Source organism: Bradyrhizobium sp. LB13.1 (genome assembly GCF_054056815.1).
The window spans coordinates 1,004,817-1,023,131 of the sequence record NZ_JBSRYQ010000001.1 but is presented as its reverse complement, the minus strand read 5'-3'; the positions used below and the strand labels follow the sequence as shown (position 1 = coordinate 1,023,131).

The window sequence follows — 18,315 nt, the reverse complement described above, 5'->3', positions numbered from 1 at the left end:
GCACCGCGTCCGGGACACAAGAAGCCTACTTCGTCAGCGGGCAGCCGCTTTCCTTGGCGGTGAAGAATGCCTGATCGCCCGGAACAACCGCGAGCTGCTTGTAATAGTCCCACGGCTTCTTCGACTCCGAGGGCTTTTTGACCTCGAACAGATACATGTCGTGGACCATGCGGCCGTTCTCCAGCACCTTGCCCTTGGCGAAGGCGTCGTTGACCGGCAGCTCCTTCAGCTTCTTGGAAACCGCTTCAGTATCCTTTGTGCCGGCCGCCTTGACCGCCTTCAAATAGCTCAGCGTCGCGGAATAGGTGCCCGCGTGGATCATGCTCGGCATCCGGCCGGTGCGCTTGAAAAAGCGTTCGGAGAAGGCGCGCGTGGTGTCATTCTGATCCCAATAGAAGCCTTCGGTCAGGACCAAGCCTTGTGCCGCCTGCAGGCCTAGACCGTTCACCTCGGCGAGAGTCATCAGGAGACCGGCTAGCTTCTGGCCACCCTGCACGATGCCGAACTCGGCCGCCTGCTTGATCGAGTTGGTCGTATCCTGGCCGGCATTGGCGAGACCGACGATCTTCGCCTTCGAGCTCTGCGCCTGAAGCAGGAAGGAGGAGAAGTCCGAAGAGTTGAGCGGCACGCGCACTGAGCCGACCACCTTGCCGCCATTATGGATGACGATCTCGCTGGTGTCCTTCTCGAGCGCGTAGCCGAACGCATAGTCGGCAGTGAGGAAGAACCAGGTGTCGCCGCCGGCCTTGGTCAGCGCGCCGCCGGTGCCAACCGCAAGCGCATGGGTGTCGAAGGCCCAGTGGAAGCCGTAGGGCGAGCATGCAGCGCCGGTGATGCTCGAGGAAGCCGCACCGACCACGATGTCGATCTTCTTCTTTTCCTTCGACAATTCCTGCACGGCCAGCGCCACCGACGACGTCGTCAGTTCCGTGATCATGTCGACGTTGTCGGTGTCGTACCAGCGCCGCGCGATGGAGGTGGCGAGATCAGGCTTGTTCTGGTGATCAGCGGTGATCATCTCGACCTTCTGGCCGAGCACTTCGCCACCAAAATCCTCGATCGCCATCTTGGCAGCTTCGACCGAGTATTTCCCGCCGTAGTCGGCATAGACGCCGGACTGGTCGTTGAGAATGCCGATCTTGACGCCTTGCGCGAAGGCTGGCGCCGCCAGCAGCAACGCCGACGTCGCGACAGCGGCCAAAAGTGCTGATTTCATAGGTTAGCTCCCAGCAGTGTTCTGTTTTGAAATCGCGCAGATATTAGTGAAGAACCCCGCGCCTGCCCATCCATTGCATGTTGGTCGTTAGTATGAAGGGCGGCACCATAATGCGCCGTCATCCAGGCTTTCGCAGGGACGACGCTGTGGGAACATCACGCCACGACCTCGGACTTCTTCTCGTTCTTCCCCTCCGCCAGATTCCTCACCACCACGTAGAAGATCGGCGTGAACAACAGGCCGAACAAGGTGACGCCGATCATGCCGAAGAACACGGCGACGCCGACGGCTTGCCGCATCTCCGAGCCCGAGCCGGACGATATCACCAGCGGCAGCACGCCAAGGATGAAGGCAAAGGACGTCATCAGGATCGGCCGCAGGCGCAGGCGGCAGGCGTCGATCACGGCTTCCAGCCGCGGCTTGCCTTCCTTCTCGATGTCACGGGCGAACTCGACGATCAGGATCGCGTTCTTTGCCGCCAACCCAACCAGCACGACGAAGCCGATCTGGGTGAGGATGTTGACGTCCTGCCCCATGATGCGCACGCCGATGGTGGCGGCGAGCAGGCACATCGGCACGATCAGGATCACCGCGAACGGCAAGGTCCAGCTGCCATATTGGGCGGCGAGCACGAGATAGACGAACAGCACGCAGATCGGGAACACCAGCAGGCCCGCATTGCCGCCGGTGATTTGCTGGTAGGAGAGGTCGGTCCATTCGAAGGTGAAGCCGCTCGGCAAGGTATCGTCCGCGAGCTTCTTGACGGTGTTGAGCGCGGTGGTCGAGCTCACGCCCGGCGCTGGCTCGCCTTGGAGCTCGGAAGCTGCATAGAGATTGTAGCGAGCGACGCGGTCAGGGCCGGAAACATCCTTGAAGTCGACCACGCTGCCGAGCATCACCATGTCGCCGGAGGCGTTGCGCGTGCGCAGCCGCGCGAGGTCGCTGGGCTCCTTGCGGAACGGGAAATCAGCCTGCGCAGTGACGTGATAGGTGCGGCCGAACAGGTTGAAGTCGTTGACATAGGTCGATCCGAAATAGGTCTGGATCGTGTCATTGATGTTGGCAATGGGAACGCCGAGCTTCTGCGCCTTGGTGCGATCAATGTCGACGAAGAGCTGCGGCGTGTTGGCTGAGAACGGCGAGAACACCGTCGGAGCGAGCAGCAAGGGCGATTTGCGCGCCGCGGCGACGAGTTCGTCGGTCGCGGCCGCGAGCATCTCCGGCCCGCGGCCTTGCCTGTCCTGGATGCGGATGGTGAAGCCTCCGCCAGTGCCGATGCCGGGCACGGCCGGCGGCGGAATCACGATGATGAAGGCGCCCTGGATCGCAGCGAGGCGTTTGCGCAGCTCGCCGGTGATGGCGTTCGCGGACAGGCCCTTCTTCATCCGCGCCTCCGGCTCATCGAATACCGGAAACAGCGCCGCCGCGTTGCCGGCCTGCGTGCGCGTGGCGCCGGAGAAGCCGGCGAAGGCGGCGACGCGGACGATGCCGGGCGTATCCAGCGAGATCCGCTCGATCTCGCGCACGACCTCGGTGGTGCGCGCCAGCGAGGCCGCGCCCGGCAATTGCACGGAGATAATGACGTAGCCGCGATCCTGCGCCGGAATGAAGCCCTGCGACGTGGTCGCGATCAGCCAGCCAGCGCTGCCGATCAGCACGACATAGATCAGGATCATCACCACCGAATGCCGGATCACGAAATTGGCGAGGCCGGCATAGCCATGCGCGAGACGGTCGAACACGCGATTGAAGACGCCTGTGAAAGCGTTCCAGCCGCGTGCGAGAAGGTTCCAGCGCGCCGGCGGCCGCTTCTCCTCGTGCGGAACGAGCAGAAGCGAGGCCAGCGCCGGCGACAGCGTCAAGGAGCAGAAGCAGGAGATTGCGGTCGCAACCGCAATGGTGACGGCGAATTGCTGAAAGAATTGTCCGGAAATACCACCCAGGAACGCGGTCGGGACGAACACCGCGCACAACACCAGCGCGATCGACACCAGTGCGCCGCCGACCTCCTCCATGGTCTTCAGCGCGGCGTCGCGCCGGCTCATGCCGTGCTCGAGATGTCGCTCGACATTCTCGACCACCACGATGGCGTCGTCGACCACGATGCCGACGGCGAGAACGAGACCGAACAGCGTGAGATTGTTGATGGAGAAGCCGAGCGCCGCCATCACCGCGAAGGTACCGACCAGCGAGACCGGAATCGCGATGATCGGTATGATCGCGGGCCGCCATCCTTGCAGAAACACCAGAACCACGATGACCACGAGCAACATGGCCTCGTAAATGGTCTTGATCAGCTCGTGGACGGACTGCGCGATAAACTCGGTCGGGTTGTAGCCGATATTGAAGTCGAGGCCCTTCGGAAAGCTTTCCTTCAGCTTCGTCATCGTGTCCGAGATGTTTTTCGCGGTCGCGAGGGCGTTCGATCCCGGCCGCTGCGTCACCAGCATGGCGACCGCCGATTTGCGCAACAGGAAGCTGTTGGTGGAGTAGGCCAGCGCACCGAGCTCGATACGCGCGACGTCGCGCAGGCGTACCGTACGGCCGTCGGAGCCCGCCTTGATCAGGATGTCCTCGAACTGCTTCTGGTCCTTCAGGCGCCCCGTGAAGGTGAGGTTCGGCTGGAAGGCGCGGTCGGAAATCGGCGGTTCGGCGATCTGGCCACCCGCGATCTGCACGTTCTGCGCGCGGATCGCGGCGAGCACTTCGGCCGAGGTCAGGCCGAGATTGGCGATTCGATCCGGGTCGAGCCAAAGCCGCATCGAATAGTCACGCGCACCAAAAATCTGGATGTCGCCGACGCCGTCGATGCGCAGCAGCTGGTCACGGACCTGGAGCAGCGCGTAATTCGAGATGTAGAGCTGGTCGAAGGTGTCGTCGGGCGACAGCATGAACACGACCATCAGGATGTCGGGCGAGTTCTTGCGCGTGGTGACGCCATTGCGCTGCACTTCCTCCGGCAGACGCGGCTGCGCAATCGCGACGCGGTTCTGCACCAGCACCTGGGCCTTGTCGAGATCGGTGCCGAGCTTGAAGGTGACGGTGATGGTGAGCTGGCCGTTCGAGGTCGCCTGGCTGTAGAGATACAGCATGTCCTCGACGCCGTTGATCTCCTGCTCGATGGGAGCTGCGACCGTGTCGGACACGGTCTGCGCGGAGGCGCCGGGATATTGCGTGGTGACGACGACGGTCGGCGGTACCACTTGCGGATATTCGGAGACCGGCAGCGTGGTATAGGCCAGCGCGCCGACGATCAGCAGCACGATCGACAGCACCATCGCGAGGATAGGCTGATTGATGGAGAGACGGCCGAGATTCATGATTTGTCACCCGGCTTGCCACCGGCCGGCGCAGTCTGCGGCGCGACCTTGGCGCCGACACGGGCGCGCTGGATGCCGTTGACGATGACGCGATCGTCGGGCTTCAGGCCTTCACGGATCACACGCAGGCCTTCATCGAGCGGCCCAAGCGTCACAGGACGTGCCTCGACGGTGTCATCAGGCTTCACCACGAACACGATCTTGCGGGACTGGTCGGTCGCGACCGCGACGTCCGGAATCAACAACGCCTCATAGGGCGCGCTGCCGATCAGCCGGACACGGCCGAATTGGCCGGGCAAGATCGAGAGATCGGTGTTCTTGACCACGGCGCGGCTGCGCAACGTGCCGGTCGAGACATCGAGGCGGTTGTCGAGGAAGTTGATCGAGCCCTCATGCGACGGCTTGGTCTCGCCGGCGAGCGTCACCTGCACCGGGTTCGCGGTATCGCGCGAGCTGGGGCGGCGACCCTCGAACCACAGCTTGCTGTATTTGATGAAGGTCGCCTCATCCATGTCGAAATAGATGTAGATCGGGTCGAGCGTCACGATCGAGGTCAGCAGCGTCGACGAGCCGTTGTCGCTGCCCTGCACGAGATTGCCGGGGCTGACGAGATGGCGGCCGACGCGGCCGGTGAGCGGCGCAGTCACATGCGTGAACTCGATGTTGAGTCGCGCGGCCTTGAGTGCGCCTTCGGCCTGCGATACCGCGGCGTGTGCCCCCTGCAAGGCCTGGCGGCGCTGGTCGACGACCTGCTCGGAAACCGCGCTGGTCTGAACCAGGCTCAAGCCACGGTCGAGCTCGCGCTTGGCAAGCTCCACCTTGGCGCGTGCGTCGGACAGCTGGCCGTCCGCCTGCTCGGCCACCGCCTCGAACGGACGCGGGTCGATGACGTAGAGCAGATCGCCCTGATGCACGATGGCGCCGTCCTGGAACTCGACGGAGTTGACGAAGCCGCCGACGCGGGGGCGCACCTGCACCTCCTCCGTCGCCTCGAAGCGGCCGGTGAATTCGTCCCAATCCGTGACGGTGCGCTTGACCGGCTGGGCGACGGTCACCGGCGCGGGCGGCGGTGCACCCGCCTGCGACGTCGGCTGGCCGCAACCGGCGAGAGCGAATACCGCAACGAGAAGCCCGGCGATCGCGCGAGGTCGAGGCGAAACGAGATCGTGCATTTTGACAAACTGCTCGCTTCCGTCCGGTCCACTCATTCCAGGTCCTCGCCTAAAAGCCGCGGAAAAGGCAGGGTACGCCTCTACCCGCGGGCGCCACAAGATGGGTCGCAATGATGAACTGTTCAAGACCATCGCACGCGCAATGCTCGGAAGAATGCCCTGGCCGGATGGCGGGTTGACACGGACATAGCGGGCTTCGCATGCGATATTGGCGGGCGGGATGCGAATGGAGCTATTCGCCGGGCTCATCAATGGCAGGAGGCGGTGCGTCGAAGGGGTCACCCTCCGCTGGAGATGGGAGCGGGGCCAGCGTCTTCGCACATGACGGCCGGAGCCGGCTCCGCTAGATTACCCCCAGAAGACAAGACGAATTGTCCGGGGAGGACAGGCGTGCACCAGGGACGTGTCGTTTACGGCGCGATCGAGGAGGTTGTGTTCGGCCACCCCGCGGCCGACGCCGTGGTCGCGCAGATGGACCGGCTGGGGACGCGTCGCGCCTTCCTGATGGTGTCGGGCACGCTCAACCGGCAGACCGACGAAATCGCCAAGATCAAACAGGCCCTGGGCACACGCTGCGCGGGCGTCTTCGATGCCATGCCGGCGCACACCCCGCGCGAGGCGGTGATCGCCGCCACCAATGCGGCGCGGGAAGCGGGCACTGACCTGATCGTCACGGTGGGCGGCGGCTCGGTCACCGACGGCGCCAAGGCGGTACAGCTTTGCCTCGCCAACGGCATCGACGATATCGACGGCATCGAGCGTATCCGCGTGCACAAGGGCGTCGCGCCCGAGATGACCGCGCCGACCGTGCGCCAGATCAGCGTACCGACCACGATCGCAGGCGGCGAGTTCAGCTCCATCGCGGGCGTCACCGACCGCACCACGCATGTGAAGCAGATGCTACGGCATCCGCTCGCGGTGCCGCGCGCGACCATCCTCGATCCCGCCATCACCGTGCACACGCCCGGAATGGCTGTTTCTTTCGACCGGCATCCGCGCCATCGATCATTGTGTCGAGGCGATCTGCTCGCGCGAGACGCACCCTTATGCCGACGCACAGTCCGTGAAAGGCCTCGCGATGCTCGCCGACGCGCTGCCGCGGGTGAAGGCTGACCCGTCCGACCTCGACGCGCGGATGGATACGCAGATCGGCACCTGGCTGTCGATGGGCGCGCTCGCCGCCGGTGTGCCGATGGGGGCAAGCCACGGCATCGGCTACGTGCTGGGCGCGACCTTCGACGTGCCACATGGCTACACCTCCTGCGTCATGCTGCCCGCGGTGATGCGCTGGAATGCGCGCGACAATGCCGAGCGCCAGATGATCGTCGCAGCCGCGATGGGCTTTCCCGGCCACAAGGCAGCCGATGTGCTCGATGCCTTCATCCGTTCGCTCGGCATGCCGCGCAGCCTCGCTGAGGTTCACGTCTCGCCGGAGCATTTCGACGCCATCGCGGAGGCTGCAATGCGCACGAACTGGATCCCGCGCAACCCGCGCAAGATCGACGGCCCTGCGCAGGTGCGCGAAATCCTGCTTCTTGCCGCATGATCTAAAGCCGGAGGACTGATGTACCCAGGTTACCATGCCCGCCTGCGCCCGCTCCAGCCCGCCTTCATCATGGCGGCGACCGGCGAGGCCGTCACCTATCGCGAGCTCGATGCGCGCAGCAACCGGCTGGCGCATTTGTTTCGCAAGCACGGCTTGAAGCGGCTCGACCACTACGCGATCTTCATGGAGAACAATTCCCGCTACCTCGAAGCCTGCGGCGCGGGCGAGCGATCCGGGCTGTACTACACCTGCATCAACTCGTTCCTGACGCCGGGCGAGCTCGCCTATCTCCTCGTCAACAGCCAGTCGAAAATCCTGATCACCTCGATGGCGAAGCTCGATATCGCCCGCGAGGCGATCAACGCCTGCCCCGAGATCAAGCTGTGCATCGTTGCCGACGGCCCGGGCGAGAGTGAGCGCATCGTCGGCCTCGCGGAGGTGACCGCCGATCAGCCGACGGCGCCGCTCCACGATGAATGGCTCGGTACCGCCATGCTGTATTCATCGGGCACGACGGGGCGCCCGAAGGGCATTATTCGGCCGCTGCCGGAGGAGCCGCCGAAGCACAATCTGCCGCTGTTCGATTTCCTGACGAAGCTCTGGCAATATCGCGAGGGCATGGTCTACCTCTCGCCGGCGCCGCTCTATCATTCGGCGCCGCAGGCCGCCGTGAATCTCACGATCCGCATGGGTGGGACCGCGATCATCATGGAGACGTTCGATCCCGAGTGTTATCTCCAGCTCATCGAGCAATGGGGCATCACCCACACCCAACTGGTGCCGACGATGTTCTCGCGCATGCTCAAGCTGCCGGAGGGGGTGCGAAAGCACTACGATCTCTCCTCGATCGAGATCGCGATCCACGCCGCCGCGCCCTGCCCGGCGCTGGTCAAGGACGACATCATCAAATGGTGGGGACCGATCATCCACGAATATTACGGCGCGACCGAAGGCCTCGGCTTCACCGCCTGCGACAGCGCGGAATGGCTCGCCCATCGCGGCACCGTCGGCAAGGTGCTGCTCGGCGACCTCCATATTCTCGACGAGAACATGAAGCCATGCCCCACCGGCACCCCGGGACAGGTCTGGTTCAAGACGGCCACGCCATTCGAGTATTTCAACGATCCGGAGAAGACCAAGGAGGCACGCTCGGCCGATGGCAGTATGAGCACGGTGGGTGACGTCGGCTATGTCGACGAGGACCGATTCCTTTATCTAACGGACCGCGCCACCTTCATGATCATCTCCGGCGGGGTGAACATCTATCCGCAGGAGTGGGAGAATCTGCTGATCACCCATCCGAAGGTCGCGGACGCCGCGGTGTTCGGCGTCCCCAATCCCGATCTCGGCGAGGAGGTCAAGGCGGTGGTGCAGCCGATGCCCGGCGTCATGCCGGACCCGGCACTCGCCGAAGAGCTGATCGCCTTCTGCGGGGCGTCGCTGTCGCGGCAAAAGGTGCCGCGCTCGGTCGATTTCGAGAAGGAATTGCCGCGGCTGCCGACAGGGAAGCTGTACAAGCGCCTGCTAAGGGACCGGTATTGGGGGAACAAGGCGTCGAGGATCGTGTGAGCCCCGATGTCGTCCCGGCGTTCGCCAACGACGCCGGAGGAACTTCTCTCACATCGTGAGAGGAAATCGCCTGCGGCCTTCCGTCATCCGAATTGTCGAGAGCGTGGGCGGCCTTGCCGGTTGCCTCCCTCCGCGCGCGTCGCTATCGTCCGTTCAAACAGGCCGCGAAAGGCCGAGGTCCAGGGAGGACGAGGATGCGGAGCGTACGAGCGCTCGCCGCAATGGCGGCGCTATCTTTGCTGGCGTTTTCGACGATTGCATTGGCCGGCGAGCCCAAGCAGGGCGGGATTTTGCGGATGTACCACCGCGACAGTCCCGGCAATGCCTCGATCCACGAGGGCGCGACCTACTCGCTCAATGTTCCCTTCATGCCGGTGTTCAACAATCTCGTCATCTACAAGCAGGACGTGGCGCAGAACAGCATGGACACCATCGTGCCCGAGCTCGCCGAGAGCTGGGCCTGGGTCAACGACAACAAGACATTGACCTTCAAGCTGCGCGCGGGCGTGAAGTGGCACGACGGCAAGCCGTTCACCTCGGCGGACGTCAAATGCACCTTCGACATGCTGATGGGCAAGTCACAGCAGAAGTTCCGGCAGAATCCGCGCAAGAGCTGGTATGAACAGGTCAACGACGTCTCCACCAACGGCGATCTCGAAGTCTCCTTCAACCTGAAGCGGCCGCAGCCTTCGCTGCTGGCCCTGCTCGCCTCGGGCTACACGCCGGTCTATCCCTGCCACGTCTCGCCCGGCGACATGCGCACCCATCCGATCGGCACGGGGCCGTTCAAGTTCGTCGAGTTCAAGGCCAATGAATCGATCAAGCTGACCCGCAATCCGGACTATTGGCGCAAGGGCCGGCCCTATCTCGACGGCATCGAGTTCACCATCATCCCGAATCGCTCGACCGCCATCCTCGCCTTCGTCGCGGGCAAGTTCGACATGACCTTCCCGACCGAGGTCAGCATTCCGCTGTTGAAGGACGTCAAATCGCAGGCGCCGAACGCGGTCTGCGTGGTCGAGCCCAACAACGTTGCGACCAACATCATCGTCAATTCGTCCGCGCCGCCGTTCGACAACATCGACATCCGTCGCGCCATGGCGCTGTCGCTGGACCGCAAGGCGTTCATCTCGATCATGTTCGAGGGCCAGGGCGACGTCGGGGGCACCATGGAGCCCGCGCCGGCCGGCCTCTGGGCCATGCCGAAGGAGATGCTCGAGAGCATTCCGGGCTACGGCCCCGACATCACCGCCAACCGCGAACAAGCCAAGAAGCTGATGCAGAAGGCCGGCTACGGCCCCGACAAGCACCTCGCCGTCAAGGTCTCGACCCGCAACATCCCGGTCTACCGCGATCCCGCGGTGATCCTGATCGACCAGCTCAAGAACATCTATATCGACGGCGAGCTCGACGTGGTCGAGACCGCAAACTGGTTCCCGAAGATCGCGCGCAAGGATTACATGCTCGGGCTCAATTTGACCGGCAATGCCGTCGACGATCCCGACCAGTCGTTCTACGAGAACTATTCCTGCGGCTCCGAGCGCAACTACACCAATTACTGCAACAAGGAGATCGAGAAGCTGTTCGACGTGCAGTCGCAGGAGACCGACCTCAACAAGCGCAAGAAGCTGGTGTGGGATATCGACAAGAAGTTGCAGGAGGACGTCGCCCGCCCGATCATCTTCCATGCACGGACCGGCAGCTGCTGGCAGCCTTATGTCAAGGGCGTGACGGTGATGTCGAACAGCTCGTATAATGGATACCGGTACGAGGATGTCTGGATGGACAAGTAGCGCTAGCAGCGGACGGGTTCGACGGGAGGCGATGCATGTTTGCCTATCTGGTGCGGCGCCTGTTCCTGATGCTCGTGACCCTGTTCGGGATCTCGGTCGTCATCTTCTTCCTGCTGCGCATCGTCCCCGGCAACATCGTCGACATCCTGTTTGCCGCGGCCGGCTATGTCGATCCCGCCGACAAGGCCAGTCTGGAGAAGGAGCTCGGCATCGATCAGCCGCTGGTGGTGCAATATTGGCACTGGATCAGCGGTTTTCTGCGCGGCGACTTTGGCTACTCCTATGTTTCCGAGAAGCCGGCGCTTCAGGAGATCCTGCCACGGATTCCGATCACCGCACGGCTCGCCGGGCTGGCGTTGTTGTTCTCGGCGTCGATCGGCATTCCCTTGGGCGTCATCAGCGCGGTGAAGCAGGGAACGAGGCTCGATTACGCGTTGCGTGTGGTGAGCCTCAGCGGATTGTCGCTGCCTTCGTTCTGGCTCGGCCTCTTGATCCTCACCGCGTCGGTGGCGATGTTCGGCCAGATGCCGATCTTCAACCCGAATCCGGCGACATGGCTGGAAGCCTTCGCAACCTATGCCGTGCCCGCCGCCGCCGTCGGCTTCCGCAGCGCGGCACTGACCATGCGCATCACCCGCTCCTCGATGCTGGAGGTGCTGCGGCAGGACTATATCCGCACCGCCCGCGCCAAGGGCGCATCGGATGCCGCCGTGAACTATCAGCATGCGCTGAAGAATGCGATTTTGCCCGTCATCACCGTGATCGGCATCGAGGCGGCGTTCCTGATCGGCGGCCTCATTGTGACCGAGACCGTGTTCAACATCCCCGGCGTCGCGCGCTTCCTGGTCGAGGCGATCCGCTGGCGCGATTATCCGATCGTGCAGAACCTCGTGATGCTGATCGCCATCGTCGTGGTGAGCGCGAATTTCATCGTCGACATGCTCTACGCCGTGTTCGACCCGCGCATCCGATTTACGGATTAGGAGATCAGTTTGACCGCGATCGACTATGACGTTGAACTGAGGCGCGCCGGCGCCTACGCGCCCGGCGGCTGGCGGCGCGTGCTGTTCCTGGCGCAGCGGCACGTGCTGGGCGCGGCTGGGCTCGTGATCATGACCCTGTTCGTGTTCACCGCGGTCTTCGCCGACTTCATCGCGCGTTATGATCCCCTGACGATCGACGCAGCCCGGGCGCTGGGCCGCCCAAGCCTGTCGCACTGGATGGGGACGGATTCCTTCGGCCGCGACGTCTTCAGCCGCATCATCCATGGCGCGCGGATCTCGCTGGCGGTCGGGATCGGCTCGACTGCGCTCGGCGGCACCATCGGCGTGATCGTCGGATTGACCTCAGGCTATCTCTCCGGCTGGGTCGATCTCGTGTTCCAGCGCGTCTCCGACGTTCTCCAGGCGTTACCGCTGCTGGTCCTGGCCCTGATCATGACCGCCGCGCTGGGTCCCTCCTTGCCGAACGTCATCATTGCGATCGCCATTCCACTGATCCCGACCGTGTCGCGCGTCATCCGTGCCAACACGCTGGCGCTGCGCGAGCTGCCGTTCATCGAGGCCGCCAAGTCGATCGGCATGAGCGAGGTGCGGATCGCGCTGCGCCATGTGCTGCCGAACACGCTGGCGCCGCTGATCGTGCTCGCGACCGCCCAGCTCGGCTCGACCATCCTCACTGAAGCCTCGCTCTCCTTCCTCGGTCTCGGCATTCCCGAGCCTTATCCGTCATGGGGCCGCATGCTCTCTGAATCCGCCGCCGAATACGTCCGCACCGCGCCATGGCTGGTGATCTTCCCGGGCATCGCGATCAGCCTCGCAGTGTTCGGCGCCAATCTGTTCGGTGACGCCTTGCGCGACATCCTCGATCCCCGGCAGCGCGGCTGATGGCGGACAAATCCGATCTCGTGCTCGATGTGAAGAACCTGAAGACGGTGTTCTTCACCAACTCCGGACTGTTCAAGGCCGTCGATGACGTTTCCTTCACGGTGAGGCGCGGCGAGACGCTCGCGATCGTCGGCGAATCCGGCTGCGGCAAGAGCGTCACGGCCCTCTCCCTGATGCGGCTGGTGCCGGATCCGCCCGGCCGCATCGTCGGCGGCTCCGTCACGCTCGAAGGCACTGATCTTCTGGCGCTGGACGAAGCTGAGATGCGCGCGATCCGCGGAAATCGCATCTCCATGATCTTCCAGGAGCCGATGACCTCGCTCAATCCGGTGATGCGGATCGGCGACCAGATCGTCGAGGCGGTGCGGCTGCACCGGAACATGTCGAGCAAAGAGGCCCGCGACATCGCGATCGAGATGCTGCGCCTAGTGCGCATCCCCGAGCCGGCTCGGCGCGCGCGGGAATATCCGCATCAACTCTCAGGCGGCATGCGCCAGCGCGCCATGATCGCGATGGCGCTGGCGTGCCGGCCGGCGCTGCTGATCGCGGACGAGCCCACCACCGCGCTCGACGTCACCATCCAGGCGCAGATTCTGGCGCTGATCCTGGACCTTCAGAAGGAGCTCGGCACCGGGCTCGTGCTGATCACGCATGATCTCGGTGTCGTCGCGCAGACCGCGCAGCGCGTCATCGTGATGTATGCGGGTCGGAAGGTCGAGGAAGCCAGCGTCGAGGCGCTGTTCGCCGCGCCAAAGCATCCCTACACGCGCGGATTGATGGCCTCGATACCGGCAGTGCCGGCGCCGGGCGTCGCCGCGCAGGCACGGCTGAACGAAATTCCCGGCACGGTTCCGTCGCTGGTGCGACTGCCAAAGGGTTGCGCCTTCGCGCCGCGCTGCACGCTCGCGATCAAGCGCTGCGAGGCCGAATATCCGCCGCTCATCGATTGGGGCGGCGGCCATCTCGCGGCCTGCTGGCGCGCGGCCGAAGTGGCGGAGGTGGCATGACCGAGGCGCTGCTCGAAGTCACTGACCTCAAGAAACACTATCCGGTGCGCGCCGGCGTGTTGCGCCGACAAATCGGCACAGTGCATGCGGTCAACGGCGTCTCATTTTCGGTTGGCACCGGTGAGACGCTCGGCCTTGTCGGCGAATCCGGCTGCGGCAAGTCGACGGTGGCACGCAGTGTGCTGCGGCTGGTCGAGCCGACCTCCGGCCAGATCCGCCTTGACGGCGAGGACATCACTCGCCTCTCCAAGGCTGCGCTGCGGCCGCACCGTCGTTCGATGCAGATCGTGTTCCAGGATCCGTTCGCGTCGCTCAATCCGCGCATGACCGCAGGCGACATCGTCGGCGAGCCGCTGCTCGTGCACGGACTCGCGACCGGCAAGGCACTGGAGGCGCGTACCGCAAAGCTGTTCGAGCAGGTTGGCTTGCGGCCCGACCAGATGCGCAATTTTCCGCACCAATTCTCCGGCGGCCAGCGCCAGCGCATCTGCATCGCGCGGGCGCTCGCGCTGGAGCCGCGGCTGATCGTCTGCGACGAGCCGGTCTCCGCGCTCGACGTCTCGATCCAGGCGCAGGTGATCAACCTGTTGATCGATCTGCAACGCGAGCACGGCTTCTCCTATCTCTTCATCGCGCATGACCTCGCCGTGGTCGCCCATATCAGTCACCGCGTCGCCGTGATGTATCTCGGCCGCATCGTCGAGATTGCCGACAAGGACGAGCTGTTCAGGAACCCGCGCCATCCCTATACGCAGGCCTTGCTCGCCTCCGTGCCGATCGCCAACCCACTCGCCAAAAAGCTCACGCCGCTGGTCGACGGCGACGTGCCAAGCCCGGTCAATCCGCCGTCGGGCTGCGCGTTTCACACCCGCTGCCGGTTTGCGATGGAGCGGTGCAAGACGGAGCGGCCGGCGCTGGTGGGCGCGGGCGACGGACACCAGGTGGCGTGCTTGCTCAATGACGGGACGGGGCGGGGCTCTTGATTAGGCGCACGCCTTGCCGGGACGAAGTGCGAGACGGCACTATCTCCCCATCGTCATTGCGAGCGCAGCGAAGCAATCCAGAATCTTTCCCCGGATGCAGTCTGGATTGCTTCGTCGCTTCGCTCCTCGCAATGACGAGCTGCCGCTCTACCCAGCCCCGATCTCAGCCACGATTTTCCCCGTCGTGACCTGCTCGCCCTCGGCGACGTCGATCGCCGCGACCACCCCGTCGATGCCGGCCTTGTGGACGTGCTCCATCTTCATCGCTTCCAGTGTCATCAGCGGCTGACCGGCGGTGACGCGCTCACCCGGCTTGACCAGCACGGCAACGACACGGCCATTCATGGCGGCACGGACTTTTCCGTCGCCGCCATTTGTTGCAGCGGCTTTCGGCGCGGCGAAGGTGAGATCGGTCGCCGCGAGCGGGATGCCGCCGTACTGGAGGTAGAGCCGGTCGCCGTCGCGCAGGAATTTTGCGCTGTCCATCACGCCGTCATGGCGAAAGCGGATCACGTCGAGGTCGAGCTGATCGACCTCGAACTTGTCCTGCCGGCCGTCGATGGCAACGGTGTAGCTGCCATCGCGCTCCCGGGTGACTTCGAGCTCATGCGTCTGGCCGGCGATATCGATCTTTGCCGGTAGCGGAAACGTTGCCGCGAGGCTTCGCCCACTGCGCCACGTCGGTGCCTGCGGGCTCGTGACGTAGAGCAGAAGGCCCGCAAGCGCGGCGCTGAATGTGCTACTCGCAACCGGCCCCAGCAATTCGTCGCGATGCGCACCAATGAACGCCGTCGTCGCTTCGCCCTTGGCAAAGCCGGGATGGCGCAGGCATGATATCAGGAACGCCTGATCGGTGGTCACACCGAATCCGATCAGTTGCTCCAGACCGACGATCAGCCGCCCCCTCGCCTCCTCGCGTGTCGCCCCATGGCTGATCACCTTGGCGATCATGGAATCGTAGAACGGCGGAATCTCAGAGCCCGATTGCAGCGCATGCTCGACGCGGATGCCATCCGGCACCTGCCAGCGCGCCATGCGCCCGGACTGCGGCATGAAATCATGCGCGGCGTCCTCCGAGCACAGCCGCACCTCGATCGCGTGGCCTGTGAAGCGAATGTCCTGTTGCTTCACCGGCAATTGCTCGCCGCGCGCGACGCGCAGCTGCAGTTCGACGAGATCGAGCCCGGTGATCGCCTCGGTCACGGGATGCTCGACCTGGAGGCGCGTGTTCATTTCCATGAAGTAGAACGCGCCACTCGTATCGAGCAGGAACTCCAGCGTCCCGGCGCCCTCGTAACGCAACGCCTTCACCGCGGCGACCGCGACCTCGCCCATCTTTCCACGCAACTCGGGCGTGACCGCGGGCGACGGCGCCTCCTCGATCAGCTTCTGGTGCCGCCGCTGTACCGAGCAATCGCGCTCGCCGAGATGAATGGCATTGCCGTGGCTGTCGCCGAACACCTGGATCTCGATATGACGGGGATTCTGGATGGCGCGTTCGAGAATGACGGAGGGATCGCCGAACGCCGCCTTTGCCTCGGACCGTGCACTGCGCAGGGCATCGTCGAAGGATGCAGTGTCGGTGACGAGCCGCATGCCGCGGCCGCCACCGCCGGCGACCGCCTTGATCATCACGGGGAAGCCGATCTTTTTGGCTTCCGCCAGCATGACCTCGTCGCCTTGGTCGGCGCCCTGATAGCCGGGCACGCAGGGCACGCCGGCCTTGTTCATGATCTCTTTGGCGCCGGCCTTGTTACCCATCGACTCGATCGCCTGCGGCGAGGGGCCGATGAAGACCAGGCCGGCATCCTTGCAGGCCTGCGCAAAATCCTCGTTTTCGGCGAGGAAGCCATAGCCGGGATGCACTGCATCCGCGCCGCTGGCTTTTGCGGCCGCAATGATCGCGGGGATGTTGAGATAGGACTGCGCCGGCAGGGCTTCGCCGATGTGCACGGCCTGGTCCGCCTGCCGCACATGGAGCGCATCGCGATCCGCATCCGAATAGACCGCGACGACGCCGAGGCCGAGCTTCCGCGCGCTTCGCATCACCCGCAGCGCGATCTCGCCGCGATTGGCGACCAGAACCCGAGAGAACGGCCGGTGCTGCACTGATCCGTTCCTCATGGGCGGGCCACCGAGAATTGCATGCGCTGGGGCGTGCGCGCATCGCCCTCGCGGCAGATCGCGAGCACCTCAGACAGGGCCGCCCGAGTGTCGCGCGGATCGATCACGCCGTCGTCGAGCACGCGCGCGCTGGTCGAGAACACGTCCATCTGGCCGTCGAACACGCCGATGATCTGCGCCTTCATGGCATCGAGCTTTTCTTTCTCGACCGGCTTGCCGCGGCGAGCTGCGGCGGCTTCGGTGACGATCGCCATGGTCTCGGCGGCCTGCTCGCCGCCCATCACGGCAGTCTTGGCGTTGGGCCAGGAGAGGCAGAAGCGCGGATGGAAGCCGCGCCCGCACATGCCGTAATTGCCGGCGCCGAACGAGGCGCCGCAATAGATGGTGATCTGCGGCACCGTCGCCGACGTCACCGCCTGGATCATCTTGGAGCCGTGCTTGATCATGCCGGCTTCTTCGTAGGATTTGCCGACCATGTAGCCGGTGGTGTTGTTCAGATACAGCAATGGCGTGCGGGTCTGGCAGCAAGCCTGGATGAAATGCGTCGCCTTGTTGGCGCCGGCGGGATCGAGTGGGCCGTTGTTGGTGATGATACCGATCGCCTGGCCCTCGATGCGGGCATGGCCGCAGACGGTGGCCGGGCCGTAGTTCGGCGCCATCTCGGTGAAATCGGAATCGTCGACGATGCGCGCGATCACTTGCTTCATGTCCACGGAGCGCTTGTGGTCCATCGGCATGATGCCGAGCAGCTCTTCCTGGTGGTAGCGCGGCGGCTTGAACTGTGCTGCCGCCTTGCCCGGCCGCTCCCACTCCAGCGCCGCCATGATCTCGCGCGCGATGCGCAGGGCGTCGCGGTCATCCTCCGCGAGATAGTCGCCGAGACCGGAAACCTGCGTGTGCATCTCGGCACCGCCGAGTTCCTCCTCGGTCGCGATCTCGCCAGTTGCAGCCTTCAGCAGCGGCGGACCCGCGAGGAAGGCGCGAGTGCGGCCACGGACCATGACGATGTAATCGGACAGGCCGGTCTGATAGGCGCCACCGGCGGTCGAGGAGCCATGCGTCACGGTGACGACGGGCAGCCCGGCAGCCGAGAGCCGCGCGAGATTGCGAAAGATGTTGCCACCACGGACAAAGTCTTCGACGCGGTAGCGCAGGAGATTGGCACCGGCGCTTTCGACCAGCTGGAGATAAGGCAGCTTGTTCTCCAGCGCGAGCTCCTGCACGCGTATCGTCTTGTCCAGGCCGTAAGGTTGAAGCGCGCCGGCATCGATGCCGGAATCGTTGGCACTGACCATGCAGCGGATGCCCGAGACGAAGCCGATGCCGGCGATGACGCCGCCGCCGGGCACGCTCTTGCTCGGATCCGGCACGTCGAACATGTAGCCGGCGAGCGTGGACAGCTCGATGAAGGGCGCGCCGGGGTCGAGCACCAGCGCGACGCGCTCGCGCGGCAGCAGCTGGCCGCGCTTGTGGAAGCGATCTTTCGCCATGGCCGACGCGGCGCGCGTCCGATCTTCCAGCGCGCGCATGCGGTCGATCAGGCCGAGCATGCCGTCGCGGTTGGCGTGATAGGCGGCGCTGCCGGGGGAAACTGTGTTTTCGAGAATGGACATCACTCTATCCTGCTCGTCATTGCGAGGAGCGGAGCGACGAAGCAATCCAGACGGCTTCCGTGGAGAGAATCTGGATTGCTTCGCTG

The 18,315-nt window shown here is 64.4% G+C and carries 11 protein-coding genes and 1 pseudogene; 7 read left to right on the top strand and 5 right to left on the bottom strand.

Features of this window, described 5'->3' with window-relative positions; genetic code table 11:
* Nucleotides 1-25: 25 nt before the first annotated feature.
* From ACVWYI_RS04765 to ACVWYI_RS04755, 3 genes are all read right to left on the bottom strand, one after another.
* Nucleotides 26-1,216: an ABC transporter substrate-binding protein gene (locus tag ACVWYI_RS04765; RefSeq protein WP_456661359.1), complete on the bottom strand. Its 1,191-nt coding sequence runs from the start codon at nt 1,214-1,216 to the stop codon at nt 26-28.
* A gap of 155 nt (nt 1,217-1,371) precedes the next feature.
* A complete protein-coding gene (locus tag ACVWYI_RS04760) occupies nt 1,372-4,536 on the bottom strand; it encodes an efflux RND transporter permease subunit (RefSeq protein WP_247351791.1) in 3,165 nt (1,054 codons plus the stop codon).
* Complete coding sequence (locus ACVWYI_RS04755; protein WP_247351789.1) at nt 4,533-5,744, bottom strand: efflux RND transporter periplasmic adaptor subunit; 1,212 nt, start codon at nt 5,742-5,744, stop codon at nt 4,533-4,535. Before ACVWYI_RS04755 ends, ACVWYI_RS04760 begins: the two co-directional genes overlap by 4 nt.
* Before the next feature lie 354 nt (nt 5,745-6,098).
* Between ACVWYI_RS04755 and ACVWYI_RS04750 the strand changes: the two are divergent.
* From ACVWYI_RS04750 to ACVWYI_RS04720, 7 genes and pseudogenes are all read left to right on the top strand, one after another.
* A pseudogene (locus ACVWYI_RS04750) lies at nt 6,099-7,254 on the top strand (iron-containing alcohol dehydrogenase).
* Nucleotides 7,255-7,272: 18 nt separating this feature from the next.
* Entirely contained in the window at nt 7,273-8,823 is a 1,551-nt protein-coding gene (locus tag ACVWYI_RS04745; protein WP_456661358.1) for an AMP-binding protein, read from the top strand.
* A gap of 194 nt (nt 8,824-9,017) precedes the next feature.
* The gene (locus ACVWYI_RS04740; protein WP_456661357.1) at nt 9,018-10,616 is read left to right on the top strand and encodes an ABC transporter substrate-binding protein; all 1,599 of its coding nucleotides are present in this window, start codon (nt 9,018-9,020) and stop codon (nt 10,614-10,616) included.
* Nucleotides 10,617-10,651: 35 nt separating this feature from the next.
* Nucleotides 10,652-11,599 carry an ABC transporter permease gene (locus ACVWYI_RS04735; protein ID WP_247351782.1) on the top strand — a complete coding sequence of 316 codons (948 nt, stop codon included), beginning with the start codon at nt 10,652-10,654 and terminating at the stop codon, nt 11,597-11,599.
* Nucleotides 11,600-11,608: 9 nt separating this feature from the next.
* Nucleotides 11,609-12,502: an ABC transporter permease gene (locus ACVWYI_RS04730; protein WP_247351781.1), complete on the top strand. Its 894-nt coding sequence runs from the start codon at nt 11,609-11,611 to the stop codon at nt 12,500-12,502.
* Nucleotides 12,502-13,509, top strand: a complete 1,008-nt coding sequence (locus tag ACVWYI_RS04725) for an ABC transporter ATP-binding protein (RefSeq protein WP_247351779.1) — start codon at nt 12,502-12,504, stop codon at nt 13,507-13,509. Before ACVWYI_RS04730 ends, ACVWYI_RS04725 begins: the two co-directional genes overlap by 1 nt.
* Nucleotides 13,506-14,492, top strand: a complete 987-nt coding sequence (locus tag ACVWYI_RS04720) for an ABC transporter ATP-binding protein (RefSeq protein WP_456661356.1) — start codon at nt 13,506-13,508, stop codon at nt 14,490-14,492. The genes ACVWYI_RS04725 and ACVWYI_RS04720 overlap by 4 nt, the downstream gene beginning before the upstream one ends.
* Nucleotides 14,493-14,639: 147 nt before the next feature.
* On the opposite strand, the gene ACVWYI_RS04715 is transcribed toward ACVWYI_RS04720, so the two are convergent.
* Entirely contained in the window at nt 14,640-16,616 is a 1,977-nt protein-coding gene (locus ACVWYI_RS04715; protein WP_456661355.1) for an acetyl-CoA carboxylase biotin carboxylase subunit, read from the bottom strand.
* Nucleotides 16,613-18,229 carry an acyl-CoA carboxylase subunit beta gene (locus tag ACVWYI_RS04710; RefSeq protein ID WP_456661354.1) on the bottom strand — a complete coding sequence of 539 codons (1,617 nt, stop codon included), beginning with the start codon at nt 18,227-18,229 and terminating at the stop codon, nt 16,613-16,615. Before ACVWYI_RS04710 ends, ACVWYI_RS04715 begins: the two co-directional genes overlap by 4 nt.
* Between the last annotated feature and the right edge of the window lie 86 nt (nt 18,230-18,315).

Bases quoted from the DNA above. Each gene is read 5' to 3' on its own strand.
- ACVWYI_RS04765 (WP_456661359.1), bottom strand. From the start codon at position 1,216: ATGAAATCAGCACTTTTGGCCGCTGTCGCGACGTCGGCGTTGCTGCTG.
- ACVWYI_RS04740 (WP_456661357.1), top strand. From the start codon at position 9,018: ATGCGGAGCGTACGAGCGCTCGCCGCAATGGCGGCGCTATCTTTGCTG.
- ACVWYI_RS04710 (WP_456661354.1), bottom strand. From the start codon at position 18,229: ATGTCCATTCTCGAAAACACAGTTTCCCCCGGCAGCGCCGCCTATCAC.
- ACVWYI_RS04745 (WP_456661358.1), top strand. From the start codon at position 7,273: ATGTACCCAGGTTACCATGCCCGCCTGCGCCCGCTCCAGCCCGCCTTC.
- ACVWYI_RS04715 (WP_456661355.1), bottom strand. From the start codon at position 16,616: ATGAGGAACGGATCAGTGCAGCACCGGCCGTTCTCTCGGGTTCTGGTC.
- ACVWYI_RS04735 (WP_247351782.1), top strand. From the start codon at position 10,652: ATGTTTGCCTATCTGGTGCGGCGCCTGTTCCTGATGCTCGTGACCCTG.
- ACVWYI_RS04725 (WP_247351779.1), top strand. From the start codon at position 12,502: ATGGCGGACAAATCCGATCTCGTGCTCGATGTGAAGAACCTGAAGACG.
- ACVWYI_RS04755 (WP_247351789.1), bottom strand. From the start codon at position 5,744: ATGAGTGGACCGGACGGAAGCGAGCAGTTTGTCAAAATGCACGATCTC.
- ACVWYI_RS04760 (WP_247351791.1), bottom strand. From the start codon at position 4,536: ATGAATCTCGGCCGTCTCTCCATCAATCAGCCTATCCTCGCGATGGTG.
- ACVWYI_RS04720 (WP_456661356.1), top strand. From the start codon at position 13,506: ATGACCGAGGCGCTGCTCGAAGTCACTGACCTCAAGAAACACTATCCG.